This window comes from Lactobacillus isalae, from assembly GCF_947539375.1.
Lineage (GTDB): Bacteria > Bacillota > Bacilli > Lactobacillales > Lactobacillaceae > Lactobacillus > Lactobacillus isalae.
In genome coordinates this window covers 459,352-477,564 of sequence record NZ_OX443569.1, presented here as the reverse complement: position 1 = coordinate 477,564, position 18,213 = coordinate 459,352, and the positions used below count along the sequence as shown (strand labels likewise).

Annotated in this window: 15 protein-coding genes and 1 pseudogene; 4 read left to right on the top strand and 12 right to left on the bottom strand. The window is 34.5% G+C overall.

Translation table 11 applies throughout. The features are described from left to right. Nucleotides 1–170: 170 nt before the first annotated feature. The 4 genes from QM512_RS02240 (at nt 171) to QM512_RS02225 (ending at nt 3,067) form a co-directional block, all read left to right on the top strand. Nucleotides 171–524 carry a helix-turn-helix domain-containing protein gene (locus QM512_RS02240; protein WP_282805909.1) on the top strand — a complete coding sequence of 118 codons (354 nt, stop codon included), beginning with the start codon at nt 171–173 and terminating at the stop codon, nt 522–524. A gap of 4 nt (nt 525–528) precedes the next feature. Next, on the top strand, nt 529–960 hold the full coding sequence (locus tag QM512_RS02235; protein WP_282805908.1) for an ImmA/IrrE family metallo-endopeptidase: 432 nt from the start codon (nt 529–531) through the stop codon (nt 958–960). 56 nt (nt 961–1,016) lie between these two features. Next, nucleotides 1,017–1,730 carry a hypothetical protein gene (locus QM512_RS02230; protein ID WP_282805907.1) on the top strand — a complete coding sequence of 238 codons (714 nt, stop codon included), beginning with the start codon at nt 1,017–1,019 and terminating at the stop codon, nt 1,728–1,730. Between the two features lie 185 nt (nt 1,731–1,915). Further along, on the top strand, nt 1,916–3,067 hold the full coding sequence (locus QM512_RS02225; protein WP_282805906.1) for a tyrosine-type recombinase/integrase: 1,152 nt from the start codon (nt 1,916–1,918) through the stop codon (nt 3,065–3,067). A gap of 87 nt (nt 3,068–3,154) precedes the next feature. On the opposite strand, the gene QM512_RS02220 is transcribed toward QM512_RS02225, so the two are convergent. The 12 genes and pseudogenes from QM512_RS02220 to truB form a co-directional block, all read right to left on the bottom strand. Next, a complete protein-coding gene (locus QM512_RS02220; protein WP_282805905.1) occupies nt 3,155–3,682 on the bottom strand; it encodes an adenine phosphoribosyltransferase in 528 nt (175 codons plus the stop codon). Between the two features lie 134 nt (nt 3,683–3,816). Further along, entirely contained in the window at nt 3,817–6,087 is a 2,271-nt protein-coding gene (gene recJ / locus QM512_RS02215) for a single-stranded-DNA-specific exonuclease RecJ (protein ID WP_282805904.1), read from the bottom strand. Between the two features lie 98 nt (nt 6,088–6,185). Further along, the gene (locus tag QM512_RS02210; protein WP_282805903.1) at nt 6,186–6,875 is read right to left on the bottom strand and encodes a class A sortase; all 690 of its coding nucleotides are present in this window, start codon (nt 6,873–6,875) and stop codon (nt 6,186–6,188) included. A gap of 175 nt (nt 6,876–7,050) precedes the next feature. Next, on the bottom strand, nt 7,051–8,889 hold the full coding sequence (gene lepA / locus QM512_RS02205) for a translation elongation factor 4 (protein ID WP_282805902.1): 1,839 nt from the start codon (nt 8,887–8,889) through the stop codon (nt 7,051–7,053). A gap of 143 nt (nt 8,890–9,032) precedes the next feature. Then, nucleotides 9,033–10,199, bottom strand: a complete 1,167-nt coding sequence (dnaJ, locus tag QM512_RS02200) for a molecular chaperone DnaJ (RefSeq protein WP_282805901.1) — start codon at nt 10,197–10,199, stop codon at nt 9,033–9,035. A gap of 79 nt (nt 10,200–10,278) precedes the next feature. Continuing rightward, nucleotides 10,279–12,141, bottom strand: a complete 1,863-nt coding sequence (gene dnaK, locus QM512_RS02195) for a molecular chaperone DnaK (RefSeq protein WP_282805900.1) — start codon at nt 12,139–12,141, stop codon at nt 10,279–10,281. Nucleotides 12,142–12,158: 17 nt separating this feature from the next. Beyond that, nucleotides 12,159–12,737: a nucleotide exchange factor GrpE gene (gene grpE / locus QM512_RS02190; protein ID WP_282805899.1), complete on the bottom strand. Its 579-nt coding sequence runs from the start codon at nt 12,735–12,737 to the stop codon at nt 12,159–12,161. 11 nt (nt 12,738–12,748) lie between these two features. Then, nucleotides 12,749–13,807, bottom strand: coding sequence for a heat-inducible transcriptional repressor HrcA (gene hrcA / locus QM512_RS02185; RefSeq protein ID WP_282805898.1), 1,059 nt, complete (start codon nt 13,805–13,807; stop codon nt 12,749–12,751). 133 nt (nt 13,808–13,940) lie between these two features. After that, nucleotides 13,941–14,566: pseudogene (locus QM512_RS02180) on the bottom strand (GyrI-like domain-containing protein). A 17-nt stretch (nt 14,567–14,583) separates the two neighbouring features. Beyond that, entirely contained in the window at nt 14,584–16,089 is a 1,506-nt protein-coding gene (gene abc-f, locus QM512_RS02175; RefSeq protein ID WP_282805897.1) for a ribosomal protection-like ABC-F family protein, read from the bottom strand. Nucleotides 16,090–16,351: 262 nt separating this feature from the next. Then, entirely contained in the window at nt 16,352–17,290 is a 939-nt protein-coding gene (gene ribF, locus QM512_RS02170; RefSeq protein WP_282805896.1) for a riboflavin biosynthesis protein RibF, read from the bottom strand. Nucleotides 17,291–17,302: 12 nt separating this feature from the next. After that, nucleotides 17,303–18,196 carry a tRNA pseudouridine(55) synthase TruB gene (gene truB / locus QM512_RS02165; protein WP_282805895.1) on the bottom strand — a complete coding sequence of 298 codons (894 nt, stop codon included), beginning with the start codon at nt 18,194–18,196 and terminating at the stop codon, nt 17,303–17,305. Nucleotides 18,197–18,213 lie beyond the last annotated feature (17 nt).

Here is an 18,213-nt window from a genome sequence, read left to right as displayed (position 1 = left end):
TCACAGTATCCCCATACAAGATTTAGTAGCTTTTTTATTATCGTAAATTATCACGTGATTTATCACGTAACTCGTTGACATGTATTATTATTACGCAATTTTACATATTTTTCAACTATTTTTATGTATTTTTACGTATTATTTTGTCAACGATTGAAAGGATCGTTGATATGACAACATTTGAGAGAATAAAAAAATTAGCTAAAGAGCATGGAATGACTTTAAATGAAGTAAATGATAAGGCTAATTTAGGTACTCGTTCTATATACCGCTGGAAGTACACTGAACCTAGTTATAATAGTTTAAAGAAGGTAGCACGAGTTTTTAATATGACACCAGATGAATTAACTGGTGCATCTACAGACAAGGACAAAACCGAAGGTAAAATCCAATGGAAGGATTTAGGAATGCCCTATGGAGGACATATTCCTGACGACTTAAACGATATGATCGACTCGATAGCCGAAACATATTTAAAAAATCATCCTGAATTAATTAAGGATGAATATAAAGGTAAATGGTAAATATATGAATTATCTTAATAGACGTAATTACAATAATTTAATTAATTGGTTAATGAATTATTGTTTCGATCACGGTATCGGTGCTTGTCTAACCAATGAACTACCTGATGATGTAGGTGGCAAAAGTTATATTATTCCTGCTGATTTAGTAGTAGTTAACAATAAATGGCATAATGAACTAGAAATACCATTTATCTTTGCTCATGAAATCGGTCATATACAAACTGGTATACCATGTTCTTATCATGCTTCGATCAGCAATATAGACAAAGGTGAAGCAGATGCAAACAAATTCGCAATCAATTTATTTATTGAATATTGTAAGGAAAATGATTTTAATTTCTCTACCTGTTTCAATTTTGCAGAAAGTTTTTATATTCCGCTTAAGTTTTATTATTTATTGCCTGATTGTACAGAAGACTGGATAATAGCTTAAGTTATTGTCCGTAATGACGTAAAACTAAAAAAATATATGAGTATGTGGAGGAAGTAATGGATACGTATGTAGTAATTGCTACAATTTTATCTTTAGTTGGTTTGTTAAGTACTATAGGTTTTTTAATCTTTTTAGTAATTGTATTTATTAAAAAGAAAGATAAATTAAAGAAGATTTCTGTTATAGGAACAGTAATATCTTTTGTAGCATTTTTAGGTTTCGGAAGTTCAGTTGTTGGAATAGCACTTACCCACCCAGATGATGAGCAGGTGTCACATCCTCTTCAACGAAAAAAGAAACTTTTTAAAGATTCAAATAGTGTACAAGCACAAGGCTTTGATGCCTATCGAAAATGTGTCGTTGCAGTACAATCTATCATGGATGATGTTGGTGATTCAGATGATCTTTCAAGTTCACAAGCTAGCGATTTAACAAAAATGTTTGATGCTATGATCGATGTTGCTGAAAATGTAGCAGACGATCAACACGAATCTGTTAGTGATCTAGCTGATGATTTAGGAGGATCAGCTGGTGAGTCATTAGATGAAGACAATGACGAAGATAGTTCAAAAGATGATGATAAGTTAGACGAAATGAAAGATGATTGTGACAAAGTAAAAGATATAATTGATTCTGCTGAATCTGACAGTTTTTCTGAAGATCAAAAGACACTGTTAAATAATTATTTAGATGAAATGGCTTCGGATTTTTCCGACATGCTTAATATTGATGATACTAAAGAGGCTTATAATCAATTGATGAATAAATAAACAAAAAAAGACCCGCAAAAAGCGCTGGTAACACTTCACGGGTCTATTAATGCACATTATGGGAATCAAATATACAAAATAAAAAAGGAAGATTTCCATATGTGAAATAAGTGTATGCGAAAGTCTGATTATTAAATCAGTCCCTTTCGTCTACCCTATTTTAACAAAATGGAGATAAAAATCAAATGGTCAAATATTATACTCCTCAAGTGGAGCCTTTAAAAAATGGCAAGTTTAAATACTCAATTAGGTATACTGATCCTTCTTTTGTGGGTGTACACAAGAGTTCTACCACAATTACTAAAAACACTGCACACGCTCGGAATTTAGCCGAAATTAAGGTTAAAAATGCTATCAAGGAAAAACTAAGCATACAGTCTGTTAAGCAAATTACAATGGATAAATTAATAGATAAGCTTAAAGATAACTTAGCTCAGCAAGGATTAGCCCCTAAAACCTTAGATACCTATTTTGCTTATCTTAATAAACTATCTAAGCAATTTAAAGATAGATCAGTCACTTCTATTACTACTACTGAGCTTAACATATATATTAATGATATTTTATATAAAGATAAATTATCGAATGGATCGGCACATCATTATCATGTGATCTTTTTAAAGTTATTTGATTTTGCAATGCAATTTGGTTACGCAAAAGAAAATCCTGCTCTTAAAGTTAAAATTAATTTTAAAAATGATCGTGCTAAAAAACAAGAACGAATTGAAAACTGGTATCTAACTGACAAAGAACTGAAAGAAGTTTTTGATTATTGCTTGAAGAAAAATAGAACTGATCTTTATGCTTTATTTAAAATGCTTTACTTAACAGGAATGCGTGTGGGTGAAGGGTGTGCATTGCTAGTAAAAAATATTTTTCAAGATCCAGAAACACACATGTGGTACGTTAATATTTCAGGAACTTTAATCAATACAGATGGTCATAGAAATGAAAGACAAGAGTTTACCAAAACCACAGCTAGTCATCGCACTATCGTCCTTCCTAAAGAAGCAGTTTTAATTTATCGAAAGCTTGCTAAAGACCAAAGTGCTGATGATTTTCTGTTTCACAATAAATATAGCCATGGACCGATAAGCATATTAACCGTAAGTAGATTTTTAAGAAAATTTGTTACAAGTCAAGAATGGAAAAAGCAGATTACTTCGCATATTTTTCGTCACACTCATGTTTCTAAACTTGCAGAAGAAGGATACCCATTAAGTTTAATTACTGACAGAGTTGGTCATGGTGATTCAGATATTACCAGAAAAATATATCTTCATATTACACACAAACAGCATTTAAAGTTTGATGAAGCTATACAAGATTTCAAATAAATTTGTCCCTTTTCTGTCCCTTTTTGTATTTTAATATTACATGTAAAAACCCTAAAGCCTTATTGCTCTAGGGTTTTAATTGTGTTATTAAGCACCGTGGTACTTTACAAGACTATAAATATCTAAATCTGGGAATTGTTCTCTTCCCTTTAAGTCAGTTAATTCAATATAAAATGCTGCACCAACTACTTCTCCACCTAGGTTTTCAATTAATTCCTTAGTTGCGTGAAGAGTACCAGCAGTTGCCATTAAGTCATCGCAAATTACAACTTTTTGTCCAGGCTTAATTGCATCTTTATGCATTTCTAAGACATTAGAACCGTATTCTAAATCATAAGAAGCACTTTCTACTTCGCGTGGCAACTTATGAGGCTTACGAGCTGGTACGAAACCAACTCCTAATTCTGTTGCAACAGGACAGCCAACAATAAATCCACGTGCTTCTGGTCCAACAATAACTTCAGCTCCACGGCTCTTAGCATATTCAGCTAATTCATGAGTAGCAGCACGATATAACTTACCATCTTGCAAGATTGGGGTAATATCGCGAAAGACAATGCCTTTATTTGGGAAATCCTGTACACTTGCAATGTGTTCTTTAAAATCAATCGCCATTTAAAGAGAAACCTCCATTTTAGACTCTCATTTAATAATTTGACCTGACGGTCTTTGACTTGTATATTTTACCAAATTTTTTCTTTAAAATCAGGCTTAAGCCGAACTTTTTAACAATTTATAACTAGTAATGATCACTTCAAATATTGTTTAACATAATTAATCAACTGGTTTGTCGGCATTGTTCTTAATTGATTAGTAAACTTAATTTGAGCGGCCACACTGTTAAAATACTTCGAAGCTGTTAGTTTCTTGCTTTCAGGATTTTTATTGCCAACAATTTTTCCCTCCGTAAACGAAACAAATCGCAATTCAAAAAATACTCTTAAAATAAACAATACAGCTTGATAGTCTAAGCCAAGATAAGAAGAAACAGCTTGGTAATCATCAATTGTTAAATTAGGATGCGCATAAATATATTTTAAGGTTTTACCAAAGGCATCCCTACTTGGCAAATTATTAATCGGCAATTGATCAAATAAAAAACGCAAATATAACTGCTGATAGTTATTTTCTAAGGCCGTATTCAACTCTAGTTGATTACGAGGGGTATCCAATAAAGCAACTACTTCAGCATTTCCGTTATAATCTTTGGCTAAACTAATTTTTTCTGCTGGAATACCTAATCCATTTCGAGCCCAAGAAACAGTATTTTTATCAAAAATCAAATATTTATCCGCAAAGCCCATTACATAATCTTCTTGCCGCATATCAATTACTTGATCAAAAACAGCTAATTTTGGTGCGCCGTACTCAATTCCAGCTAGCATTCCCTGCACAGTGGACACATTCTTCCAAGTATTAATAGACAAAGTAACATAGAGATCTTTTATAAATGGCAGCAAATTTTGATTTAAAAATCCCTTGTTAAAACCCACAACTGTAAGCTTGCCATTATTTTTCTCAGCTGTAAATTTTACATGATTTTTATCTTTGCCCATCTTAAATAAGCTCTTAACGTGAGGTTCGCTAATACTAAAAATTGGTTCAGGATTACCTGTTCCAAAAGGACCGACTAAATTAATTTCTTCTAAAGTTTCGGGTTTGACTTCTCTTAAATTTAACTCAAAGTCAAAATTTTTTACTTCAGGGTCTGTACTTGGCTTAAAACTCTTTTCAAAACGTGAACGTAATTCGTCAAGTTTATCAATGTTTAAGGATAAACCACAGGCAAAGTCATGACCGCCAAACTTGTCTAAGAGGTCATCTTTCATTGGTTCTAGTGCATCAAATAAATTAAAGCCACTACTTGAACGTCCAGAGCCTTTTAATTCTCCTGTTTCATCTTTAGTAAGAACCAAAGTTGGCTTATGTAATTTTTCAACGACTTTATTTGCTACTAGTCCTAAAACTCCCTCATGAAAGTCCGGGTTATAGAGTACTAATGTATCTCGATGCTGCCAACCTTTTTTCTCAACTTGAGCTAAACAATCTTCATAAACCTCAGCAGTCAGTTCCTTTCGTTCATTGTTTAGTTCTTCAATTTTATTTGCTATCTCCTCTGCTTGTTCTTCATCATCACTTAATAGCAATTCAACAGCTAAATTGGCATTTGCTAGCCGGCCAACAGCATTTAATCTAGGGGCAATATTAAAACCGACATCAGTTGCCGTAATCTGTCCCATTGTCAAACCCGCTTGCTTAATTAAAGCACGAAGTCCTGGTCGTTCGGTTTGATTTAAAATATCTAATCCACGTTTTACAATGATATGTCCTTCACCAGTAACCTTAACCATATCACCAATCGTCCCAATCATGGCTAAATCTAATAGTTCTGGCATTGTATCTTGCATTAAAGCCCGGCAAATCGTGTATGCTACCCCAGCTCCGCAATAATCATCAAAAGGATATTTTTGACCTGGATAATTGCAGTGAACCGTACTAAAAGCTGCCGGTTTTTGATTTTGAAAAGTATGGTGGTCAGTCAAAATCACATCAACATCATGGTCTTGAGCATATTTAATTTCGTCAACACCTGTCACCCCATTATCAACGGTAATAATTAATTTAGTGCCATCCTTTACTATGTCCTTATAGCGACTCATACTCGGCCCATAACCATCTTTAAAACGGTTGGGAATAAAGAAATGAACATCAGCACCCAAAATTTCTAGCGTATCCATCATAATACTAGTTGCTGTAATTCCATCAGCATCATAATCACCGTAGATAGTAATTTTTTCGCCATTATCTATAGCTTGATTGATACGATTTACAGTTTTCTCCATATCATGCATTAAAAACGGATCAGCTAAGTCATTCTCATCAGCATTTAACCAAAAATCTAGTTTTTCTGGTGTATTAATACCTCTTAAAGCAAAAAGTTTGGCTTGAATATCTGTCAAACCATAGTCATCAATTAAATCTTGATCTAAATTAGTTGCTTGTCTTTGTTGCCATTTCATTATTTTCTAGTTCACCTAAATCATTTATAAACATCTAATTTTCTATTATAGCAAAAAATTAAAAAGGATTTACTTCTTCACTCAGAAGCAAATCCTTCTTATTTAAGTTTGAAAACTTGTAAATTCTTATCTGTTGCCGGTTTTTCGGCAATTAATTTTCCTCTAATTGCCCAACGATTAACTCCACCATCTGCACAGGTAATTAAAGTTACAATATTTTCTTTAGTATTGTCAACTAACCAAACCGCAGTTGGATCGACAACTTTTTTCATATAGATTCGATAAACATAAACTTTATCAAGATTAGTTAAGTAAACTTTTTCGCCTAATTTTGTATCTTCCAGTGGTGAAAAGAGAACGCCTTTTGCTGTCATATAGTGACCTGCTAAAGGATAATTACCTTTTCCCATAACTTGATCTGGTCGCATTGTACCTCCACCAGTTGACATGGCATCGTTACTTAATCCCTTCATAATAGGTAAGTACATTTTTACACTTGGAACTGCAATTGCACCAATCGCATCAGCTGTATTATTAACTCTTGATTTCGTTACCTGCCCGAAGTCAATTTCTTCTACTTTGGAGAAATCAAACATTCCTTTTTTGGCTTGATTTTTTTTAACAGTTTCCTTGTTTAATTTCTTCAAGGCAGTAGTTTGATTTTGTCGAACCATCATATCCCGGATCTGACTGTTAAAAATCATCCCTAAACCAATAATCAATAGAATAATTGCAGCAATTCGAATTATCCAAGTTTTCTTAGAAGTATTTTTTCTTGTCTTTGCCATTTGTTTCTATCCTCAATTTTATTAATGCTGTTATAAATTCTAACACATTTTCTAAAAAATAATACTTCTTAAGTTAGCACTAGATTATCACAAAGAATTTTCCTTTTTACGTAGATTTTTTAAACACAAAAAAGATGTACCAAGAAGCCTCGGTACACCTCCAAAGTCGATATTATTATTTACCTTTAATGTCATCATCATTCATCTTCAAAACAGCCATGAACGCATCTTGAGGTACTTCTACCTTTCCAACTGCCTTCATTCTCTTCTTACCACGACGCTGCTTCTCAAGCAACTTAGCACGTCTATCAGGATCCCCAGTATGGATCTTCCAAGTAACGTCCTTACGATATGGCTTAATCGTTGCACGAGAAATAATTTTAGCACCGATAGCACCTTGAATATCTACTTCAAAGTTTTGACGAGGAATCAGTTTCTTAAGCATTGTTGTCATCTGACGAGCACGATTTTGTGCTTCCTCACGGTGAGCAATGAAACTAAGAGCATCAATTGGTTCCTTGTTAAGGAGCATATCAATTTTAACTAAGTCGGTTGCACGATAACCAGTTATCTCATAATCCAGAGAAGCATAGCCTTTAGTTGAAGACTTCAACTCATCAAAGAAATCATAAATAATTTCTGCTAATGGCATATTGTAAATAACATTAACACGGTATTTGTCTAAATAATCCATGGTTACAAATTCTCCGCGTTTTCGTTGGCATAGCTCCATTACCGGACCAACAAAGTCATTTGGCACCATCACTTCTGCCTTAACATAAGGTTCTTGAACTTCTTTATATTCGCCAGCGTCTGGCAAGTCAGCAGGATTATCAATCAACTTAGTTGAACCATCATTCATAATTGCATGGTAATCCACACTTGGTGCAGTCATGATTAAATCCATACCAAATTCTTGCTCAAGTCGTTCTTGAACAACATCCATGTGAAGTAATCCTAAGAATCCGCAACGAAATCCAAAGCCTAGAGCTTGCGAAGTTTCAGGTTCAAATTCTAAGGCTGCATCGTTCAATTGAAGTTTTTGCAAAGCTTCTTTTAGATCATCATATTTTTGGTTATCAACTGGATACATACCAGAATAAACCATAGGTGGAATTTGACGATAACCAGGAAGTGGCTTTTCAGTTGGATTTTCAGCACTTGTAATCGTATCACCAACACGAGTTTCACGAACAGACTTAATATTTGCCGTTAAATATCCAACATCCCCAGCAATAAGCATGTCTTTTTTAACTGGATGTGGACTTGAAACACCAACTTCTGTTACTTCAAATTCTTTTCCAGTATTCATAATTCGAATTTTATCGCCAGGCTTTACAGTTCCTTCTTCAATTCGAACAGATAAAACAACACCGCGATAATCATCATATTTTGAATCGAAAATCAATGCCTTTAACGGAGCATTTAAGTCACCACTTGGAGCAGGAACTTTTTGGACAATTTCTTCAAGCAATTCTGGAATACCTTGTCCAGTTTTACCAGAAACTTCAACTGCATCTGACGCATCAAGTCCAATCATCTCTTCGATTTCATTCTTACACATTTCAGGATCAGCTGAAGGTAAGTCAATCTTATTAATAACTGGTAAAATCTCTAAATCATCGTCAATTGCTAAATAAGTATTAGCTAAGGTTTGCGCTTGAACACCTTGAGTTGCATCGACTACTAAAAGAGCTCCTTCACAAGCTGCCAAAGAACGCGAAACCTCATAAGAAAAGTCTACGTGTCCTGGGGTATCAATTAAGTGAAAAATATATGTTTCACCATCTTTAGCATGATATTTTACTTCAACAGAATTAAGCTTAATAGTAATACCACGCTGACGTTCTAGTGGCATATCATCAAGTAATTGATTCTTCATTTGACGTTCAGATACAGTATCCGTTAGCTCCAAGATACGGTCTGCAATCGTTGACTTACCATGATCGATATGAGCAACGATTGAAAAATTTCGAATATGTTTTTGATAGTCTTGTAATTTTTTTATATCCATGTTCTCACCTTTTTCGCTTTATTAATTATATCAAAGGCTGGGTACTAGATAAAATTCTTAATGCAATATTTTCAGAAGATAGATTATTATCATACAAATAAAACGTATATCCCATCATCATCTTAGAGATATACGTTTTATTACTATTCTCCGTTTAATTTATCTTTTAAACGTTCGAAAAAGTTCTTCTCTTGAGGAGAAATATTGCCACCACCGGCTTTAACATAATCAACTAAAGCTTCTTTTTGCTTATCATTAATCTTCTTTGGAATGACAACCTTAACCGTTACTTCTTGGTCCCCGTTACCAGTACCATTAATCTTAGGAACACCTTGACCACGTAACTTGAAGTTAGTATTAGGTTGAGTACCAGCTGGAATAGTCAAATCAACTGGTCCGTGAACAGTATTTACGCGGATCTTATCACCTAAAGCAGCTTGAGCAAAAGAAATTGGAGCATCACTATAAATAGTAGTGCCATTTCTTCTAAATTCTTTACTTGGTTTAACTCTAAAGACAATATATAAGTCCCCGTAAGGTCCACCATTCTTACCAGCTTCGCCTTGACCGCTCAAACGAATTTGTTGACCATTGTCAATACCAGCTGGGACCTTAACTTCAAGAGTTTGCTTTTTATCGACTGTGCCTTGACCATGGCATGTTTGGCATGGATGCTCAATAATTGAACCACGTCCATCACACTTGTCACAAGTAGTCTGTTGTTGGATAACGCCAAGTGGAGTTTGACGAGTTACAGTCATAACACCGGTACCGTGACATTTATCACAAGTAATTGGATGAGTTCCCTTTTCAGCACCGGACCCCTCACAGGTTGGACAAACTTCACTTCTAGTGTAAGTAATATCTGTCTTCTTACCCTTGATTGCATCCATAAAGTCAATTGTCATTGTATAATCTAAATCTTGACCCTTTTGAGGTGCAGTAGGATCTACTCGACTTCTACCACCACCAAATGCTGAGCCAAAGATATCACCAAAAATATCACCAAAATCGCCAAAGCCTTGAGATGAGTAACCACCTTGGCCGCCAAAGCCGCCAAAACCTTGACCGCCAAAGCCGCCTTGACCATTTACACCTGCTTGACCAAACTGGTCATATTGAGCCCTTTTTTGCTTATCATGCAGAACCTCGTATGCTTCATTTACTTCTTTATATTTTTCTTCAGCGCCAGGTTCATGGTTTAAGTCTGGGTGATATTTTTTTGCCAGCTTACGGTAAGCCTTGTTAATGTCACTTTCACTAGCATTCTTATCAACACCCAGCACATCATAATAATCACGTTGTGCCATCTGAAAACTCCTTCATTCATAAAAGAAAAGAACTACAATCACGCAGTTCTTTTCTTGTTTGATTTAATTATAAATCTTTTTACTTGTCAGGGTCTACCTTATGAAAGTCTCCATCAACAGTTGAACCACCTTGACCGTTGTTTGAGCCATTATCATTGTTTGGTTGACCACCTTGAGGTCCAGCTTGACCAGCAGCACCTTGAGCACCGCCATTTTGTTGGTAAAGTTTAACAGCTAAATCTTGAGCAGCCTTTGATAAAGCTTCCTTCTTTTCTTTCATTTCATCCAAGTTGTTATCTTTTTGAGCTTTCTTCAAAGCATCTAAAGCATCTTGAACATTCTTGGTTTCAGTTTCAGGAACTTTACCCTTAGTTTCCTTCAAAGTCTTTTCAGTAGTAAAGATTAATTGATCTACTTCATTACGTAAATCAACTTCTTCCTTACGTTTCTTGTCTTCTTCAGCATGCTCTTCAGCATCTTTTTGCATCTTCTTGATTTCTTCGTCTGATAAGCCGGAAGAACTCTTAATGGTAATCTTTTGTTCCTTACCAGTACCCATATCCTTAGCAGAAACATTTACAATACCGTTCTTGTCGATATCGAAAGTAACTTGAATTTGTGGAACACCACGTGGTGCTGGTGGAATATCAGTTAATTCAAAACGTCCTAAAGTCTTGTCATCTGCTGCCATTGGACGTTCACCTTGAAGAACGTGAACATCAACAGCTGGTTGATTATCTGCTGCAGTTGAGAAGATTTGACTCTTTGAAGTTGGGATAGTAGTGTTTCTATCGATTAGCTTAGTGAAAACACCACCCATTGTTTCAATACCAAGTGATAATGGGGTAACATCAAGTAAAACGATGTCCTTAACATCACCAGAAATAACACCACCTTGAATGGCTGCACCTAAGGCAACAGCTTCATCAGGGTTAATTGAGTGGTCAGGTTCTTTACCAGCCCATTCCTTAACAGCTTTTTGAACTGCAGGAATACGAGTTGAACCACCATTTAAAATAACTTTGTCAATATCGTTTACGCTCAATCCAGCATCACTTAATGCATTGTCAAAAGCAACCTTAGTCTTTTGAACTAAGTCATCAGTCAATTCATCAAACTTAGCACGAGTTAAGTCAGCTTCAAGGTGAAGTGGACCAGCTTCTCCAGCAGAAATAAATGGAAGTGAAATGTGAGTTGATGAAACGCCAGATAAGTCTTTCTTAGCCTTTTCAGCAGCATCCTTTAAACGTTGTAGTGCCATCTTATCGTTAGATAAGTCAACACCATTTTCTTCCTTAAAGTTTTGGATTAACCAATCCATAATTCTCTTATCAAAGTCATCACCACCAAGGTGAGTATCACCATTAGTTGATAATACTTGGAAGACACCATCACCCAATTGCAAGATGGAAACGTCGAAAGTACCACCACCAAGGTCGTATACTAAAACTTTTTCATCATTTTCATCTTTATCAAGGCCATATGCTAAAGCTGAAGCAGTTGGTTCATTGATAATTCTTTGAACATTTAAGCCAGCAATTTTACCAGCATCTTTAGTAGCTTGACGTTGTGCATCATTAAAGTAAGCAGGAACAGTAATAACTGCATCAGTTACCTTTTCACCTAAGTAATCTTCAGAAAACTTCTTAATGTATTGCAAAATAAAGGCTGAAATTTCTTGTGGAGTATATTCCTTGTCGCCAACCTTAACTTTATAGCCTTCTTCACCCATATGACTCTTGATTGAAACAATAGTATTAGGGTTAGTGATAGCTTGACGCTTGGCAACTTCACCAACTTGAATTTCACCATTCTTAAAAGCAACTACAGAAGGAGTAGTACGGTTACCTTCTGGGTTAGTAATAATCTTAGGTTCTTTACCTTCAAGTACGGCAACTGCTGAGTTAGTCGTACCTAAGTCAATACCAATAACTTTTGACATATATGTAACTTCCTTTCTTATTGAGCCACTACAACCATTGCTGGTCTTAATGTTCTATCTTTATATTGATATCCTTTTTGTAAAACTTTAACTACGTGATCCTTTTGATCATCATTTTCGGCTGCAACAGTTTGAACAGCTTGATGAAGTGAAGGATCAAAAGTCTCGCCTTCGGCTTTAATCTCAGTAATTCCTTGATCTTTCATTGATTTAATCAATGAATCAAGAGTCATCTGAACACCTTTTTGTAATTGCTTAGCAGCTTCGTCATCTGCCTTAACAGCTAACGCACGCTCTAAGTTATCCATTGCTGGCAAAACTTCTTTAGCTAGGCTTTGAGACTCATATTTAATCAATTGAGCGCGTTCTTTTGCATAACGAGCCTGCATATTTTGAATCTCAGCTTCACTACGTAAGTATTTATCTTCAAGATCCTTATTCTTAGCACTTAATTCAGCAATTTCTTTTTCATAATCTCTTGTTGAATCTTCCTTAACTTCCTCTTTCGGAGCTGCTTTTGGATCTTTCTTTGGTGCCTTATCTGGGGTCACCTCGTCTTTTAAATCTTTTTCATGCGGAAACTCTTCTTTACTCACAGCTAACCTCCTTACTTAAATCTACCATAATAATCTAACAATTTCTTTGCTAGTTCATTCCTAAAATACTCGAGTAATCCGATCATCTGCGAGTATGGCATGTTAGTTGGTCCTAGTAGTGCAATTGTTCCTTTACCATATTTACCAACACTATATTGTGCAGTTAATAAACTATAATCTTCAAGTAAGTCTGACGGTAATTCTGACCCTAGTTTAACTTGAACTTTTGAATTAGAATCATTCTTTATTCCATCTTCTGGATTAAAACCAATTAAACTTGAAATAGCATCATTTTGGTCAATTAATTTATAGAGTGATTTCACTTTGGTTAAATCATCATTTTCATAATTACTTAAAAGATTGATCTGACCATCGACATACATTTGCTCGCTTGCAGCATCCTTAATAACATCTTGGAGCAAATCCAAAATTTCAGGTGCTGATCCTCCAGCAACAAGATGGTCGGCAATTCTCTTAAGCAATACCTCATTAATTGAACTCAACGATTTTCCAACTAATTGATCATTAATCAATCTAACTGCTTTTTCAATCTCTTCTCCATTAGTATGATGAGGTAAAGTATAAATTTGATTCTTTACGTTACCATCATCAGTTACTAAAATAGCCATTACTTGATGACTAGAAAGAGGAACAATTCTAAAACCCGTTACTTTAACAGAACGAGTCTCAGGTCCTGCAGCAAAAGCAGTATAGTTAGTTAAATCAGACAGAATCTTTGCAGCTTCTTGTACAATTTCATTAACTTGTTGAAAGGGTTGATCTAATTGATAAACAATTCGATTATAGACGGATGCTGGTATCTTTACCGGATTAATCAAATGATCTAAGTAGTAGCGATAGCCAGCTGTTGAAGGAATTCTACCACTTGAAGAGTGTGTCTTTTCAAGTAATCCCTGTTCTTCCAAAGCCGCCATTTCATTTCGAACTGTTGCACTTGAGACCTTGACAGGCAGTTGATTCATCACGGTCTTGGAACCTACTGGCTCATGTGTCTGAGTAAAGTCCATAATAATAGTCTTTAAAATAAGTTCTTGCCGTTCGGTCAACATTTTCTCGCCCCCATCATTAGCACTCTTCTTTCTCTTGTGCTAACAATTAATATGATACCATAACTTAGCAATTGTGCAAGTCGAGTGCTAATTAAATTTAAACAAAAAAGCAAGCTTCATTGCTTGCTTCTGATTACTTAATTGGTAGCCTAATTACAGTCTTACGCCGGTCTACTTTAGTCCGTCTTGGATCACTTAAATATATTTCATGATGGTATCTTGGATTTTGAATATCAAGCTGATAATTTTCTTTCTTAACAAATTGATGCATTTTTTCTATTGTTGCTGGCTCGTCATCATAACTGCCCCAATGCATGGCTTGAACACAAAGTCCTTCCTCATAAGAAAAAAACTTAACTTGTGAGAAATCTTTCTCTTTCTTTTCACTAGCTGCCTTAACTGCCCAATCAAATTCTTCTAATGTAACAAAGTCAGGCACTCTAATCATCGACATCCAAGAGAAATTTTCTTTATGGGCATAATCAACTTGTTTTTTATCCTTTGTCCACCACAGCCCTTCAAGTGGAGGAACAACATAATCAAAATAGCCTGGAATTTTATGATCTCCCTTCTTGCTCATCTTGATCCTATAAGCAAGTCCATAAAGTAGCTCTAAAGCTTTTTTATAAGCTCCATCTTCTTGATTAGGATCGCCATTTCCTGCAACCGCAATGTAATTTATTTTGGGAACCTTGATAATTTCAGGTCGCTTTTTTGGTAAATAAAGTTCTTTGAATTCTTTTTATAGTCAAATGCCATTTTTATTCTTTCTATAACTAATCTTTTATATTTAATTTTATTCTTTTATTTGCAACTTGACTAATGAAATACTCATCATGCTCTACTAATAGCATCGCTGGCCTAGTCTTTTTCAAAATATTGATTAATTGATCTTGGTTAAATACATCTAAGTAGTTAGCAGGCTCATCCCATAAATAAAAATCTGCATCTTCGACAAGCGATTTGGCAATTGCAACCCTCTTTTGCTGTCCCATACTCATTTCTTCAATTCTTGTATGAAAACTTTCTCTAGGAAAGCCCATTTTTTTAAGCATATTAAGCATCTGCTCATAAGACAAATGCTCTTTGTGAGCAAATTCTACTAAAGTGCCTGAATATTCAACAAAATTTTGTGGCAAATATGAAATTTTTAAGCCACTAGTTAAACTTAAAATTCCTTGATAATTTACATCTGCGCTTTTATTTAAAATGCTTTTTAAAAAAGTAGACTTTCCCGATCCGTTTTTACCTTCAAGAGAAACAATTCCTTGATTTTCGACAATTAAGTTTAAATCTTTAAATAAATTTTTATCTTGAACTTTCAGATCTAAATGCCGTGTTTCTAATAAAGTCGAATGATAATTTGGCTGAAAATTCATCTCTAAATCTGGTATAGATTCAACATTGGTCATCAAGCCTTTTCTGTCTTGAATGTCCTTGTTCATTCTTCTTTCAACATTCTTAGATCCTTTCATTATTTTAGCAGCCTTATGACCAAAAAATCCCTTGTTAATATCTGCATGAATTTCATTCTTATGCGCACTAGCTTTTTTATTATTTTCTGATTGAAGAGAATAGCCCTTGATTCGTTGTCTACTTTCATCTAGAGTCTTAATTTGACCACGAAGTTTCTCATTTCTCTGTTGGTTAAATTTATCTCGTTTTTCTTTAGTGTCTTCATAACTAGCAAAATTTCCTTGATATAAATGAATCTCTGTATTTTCAATTGCAAGGATATGGTCAGTTATTTGATTTAAGAATTCTCGGTCATGACTAACCACAATATAGCCGTTAGAATGATGATGCAAATATTCTACTACTTGTTTTCGTGACTCTTCGTCTAAATGATTAGTTGGCTCATCAATAAGAGGAAAAGCATCCCTATTAATAAAAGATAGAGCTAATAAAACTTTAGTCTGTTCTCCTCCGCTTAGAGTATTAAAGGGTTGCCAAATAAGATTAGTGTCTACTTTCATTAAATTTAACTCAAGCTCAAGTTCCCATTGATCAAATTGAACTTGTTCTTCTAAAGCATAAAGAGTCAATTGTTCCTTGTTTTTTACATTAAGAGGAAAGTAATTAAATTCAAGCTTAGATTGGATTGCTCCTGTTCCCTGTAATTTTCCTCGTAACAGATCCAAAAAAGTTGTTTTTCCTCTTCCATTTCTGCCAATAAGTCCTAGTTTCCAACTGCTATCCAAGTCTAAGTTTAAATTATTAAAAATATTTTCAATACTGTCAGAATATTTAAAAGAAAGATTTGAAATCTTAATGTTACTCATGTAATCACCTCACGAAAAAAGCCTACACTTTTGACAAATGTAGACTTTCTCCTCGTTAAGCAAAAAAAGAAGGTATCCCATCTACGTTTAATCTTGTCAAAAGTGCACAGTCGTTCCTCATAAAAGAGAAAATAATTATTAAAATTCAACTATGCTATTTTGCAAGATTAAAAACGCAATGGCGTAACCCTCTTTCATTAGATTTCAATTGATAAAAATATTTTATCACATTAACTATAAAAAGATAATGATAATTAATTAATTATTTTTCTAAGTCATAGAAATATTGCTTAATATTTCGTTTATCTTGATCTAATTGACGTGACAATTCTTCTATTCCAGAGAATTTTTTATTTGAACGCATAAATTTATACCAAGCTAAAGTTAAAGGCTTACCATAGGCTTCTTCGTCGAAATTGAAGATGTTAGTTTCAATTGTTAAGCCGTGGTTTGTTTTAAAAGTTTCATTATAACCAACACTAGTCATAGCATCATGCCATTTTCCATTTATTTTAGCCTTAGTTGCATACACTCCCTCAGCTGGTAAAACTTTTGCACCCGAAATTTCAAGATTAGCAGTTGGAAATCCTATTTTGTGCCCTCTTCTAAAGCCATGAACAATGATGCCGGAAGTTTCATAAGGCTGTCCAAGCAAGGCTGCAGCTAGTTCAACATTACCATGCTGAATCGCCTTTCTAATATAAGTAGAACTAACTTTAATCTTATCAATAGATTGCTTCGGCTCCACCATGATTTGAAATCTGTCTTGTGCAAATTTAGGAAGATTCTCTACATTAGCGATATCTTTTGGACCATAGGTATAATCAAAGCCAACTACCACAGTATCTGCATTGAGTTTCATAATTACTTGATCTACAAAGTCTTGAGGAGAAAGCTGACTAAATTCTTTAGTAAATTTGATAATAACTAAATAGTCTACTCCCAGCTTTTTCATCTTTTGCTCTTTTTCATGGGCTGTTTCTAAATAGACAAATTTATGATCATTTTTATATATTTCTTTAGGATGTTTATCAAAAGTCATTACCATTAGCGGTAATTGTTTTTCTTCTGCTATTAATTTAGCATCCTTAATAAGTTTCTGATGTCCAATATGCACCCCATCAAAAAAACCTAGTGTTAAGATTACCTTTTTATTCGTGATAGGTGCAGTAATCGGATAATCTAAGGTTATTACTTTCATCTTTTACTCTCGCTATTCATTTTTTAAAAGCATCATTTCTGGGCGATAAATTTTTCCTTGTCGCTGATAAATAGCCTTTATACGACCATTATAAACTAAAGCAACTTTAGCATAACTAGTATTTAATTTAATACTTGCTCCATTTGAAACTCGTTTAAATTGGTCCGGTGATATTTGAAGTTGAGGTAAATCAACGAAGAAACTATCTATTGGCTGAAGCCACTTTTCAGGAGTATCTCTTTCTGCTTCAATTGTTTCTAAATCTACTGCCTGGCTTAAATCATAGCCTGAACTGCTAGTTCGAGTGAGACTAGTCATTACAGCTGGTACTCCTAATTCTTCTCCAAGATCATTCACAAGAGATCTTACATACGTTCCCTTAGAACAACGTATTGCAAAATCAAAGCTTTCTGTTTTTTCTAATGGATCATATTCTGGATCTTGTGTTAGTTCATAGTTATAAACATTTACTTTTCTTTTAGGACGTTCGACCGGGATATTTTCTCTTGCATACTCATATAGCCTTTTACCGTTTACTCTTACCGCCGAATAAATTGGTGGCACCTGTTCAAGTTTTCCAGTTAACTTTTTCATTCCATCAATAATTTGATTACTCGTAAATGGCGTAACGATTTTTTCCTCAGCAATTGTTTTTCCATCTAAATCATAGCTATCAGTAGCACGACCAAACATTCCACTTCCGATATAAGATTTTGGCTTTTCATGCATTAATTCAATTAATTTAGTTGCTTGCCCGATTGCGATTGGCAAGACACCATTTACTTCAGGATCAAGCGTGCCAGCATGGCCAATTTTTCTAATTTGAAGTATTTTTCTCAATTTATAAACACAATCACTGCTCGTTACACCGCGTGGTTTATTTACTACTACAATTCCGTTTAGCATATACTATCTCCAAAATA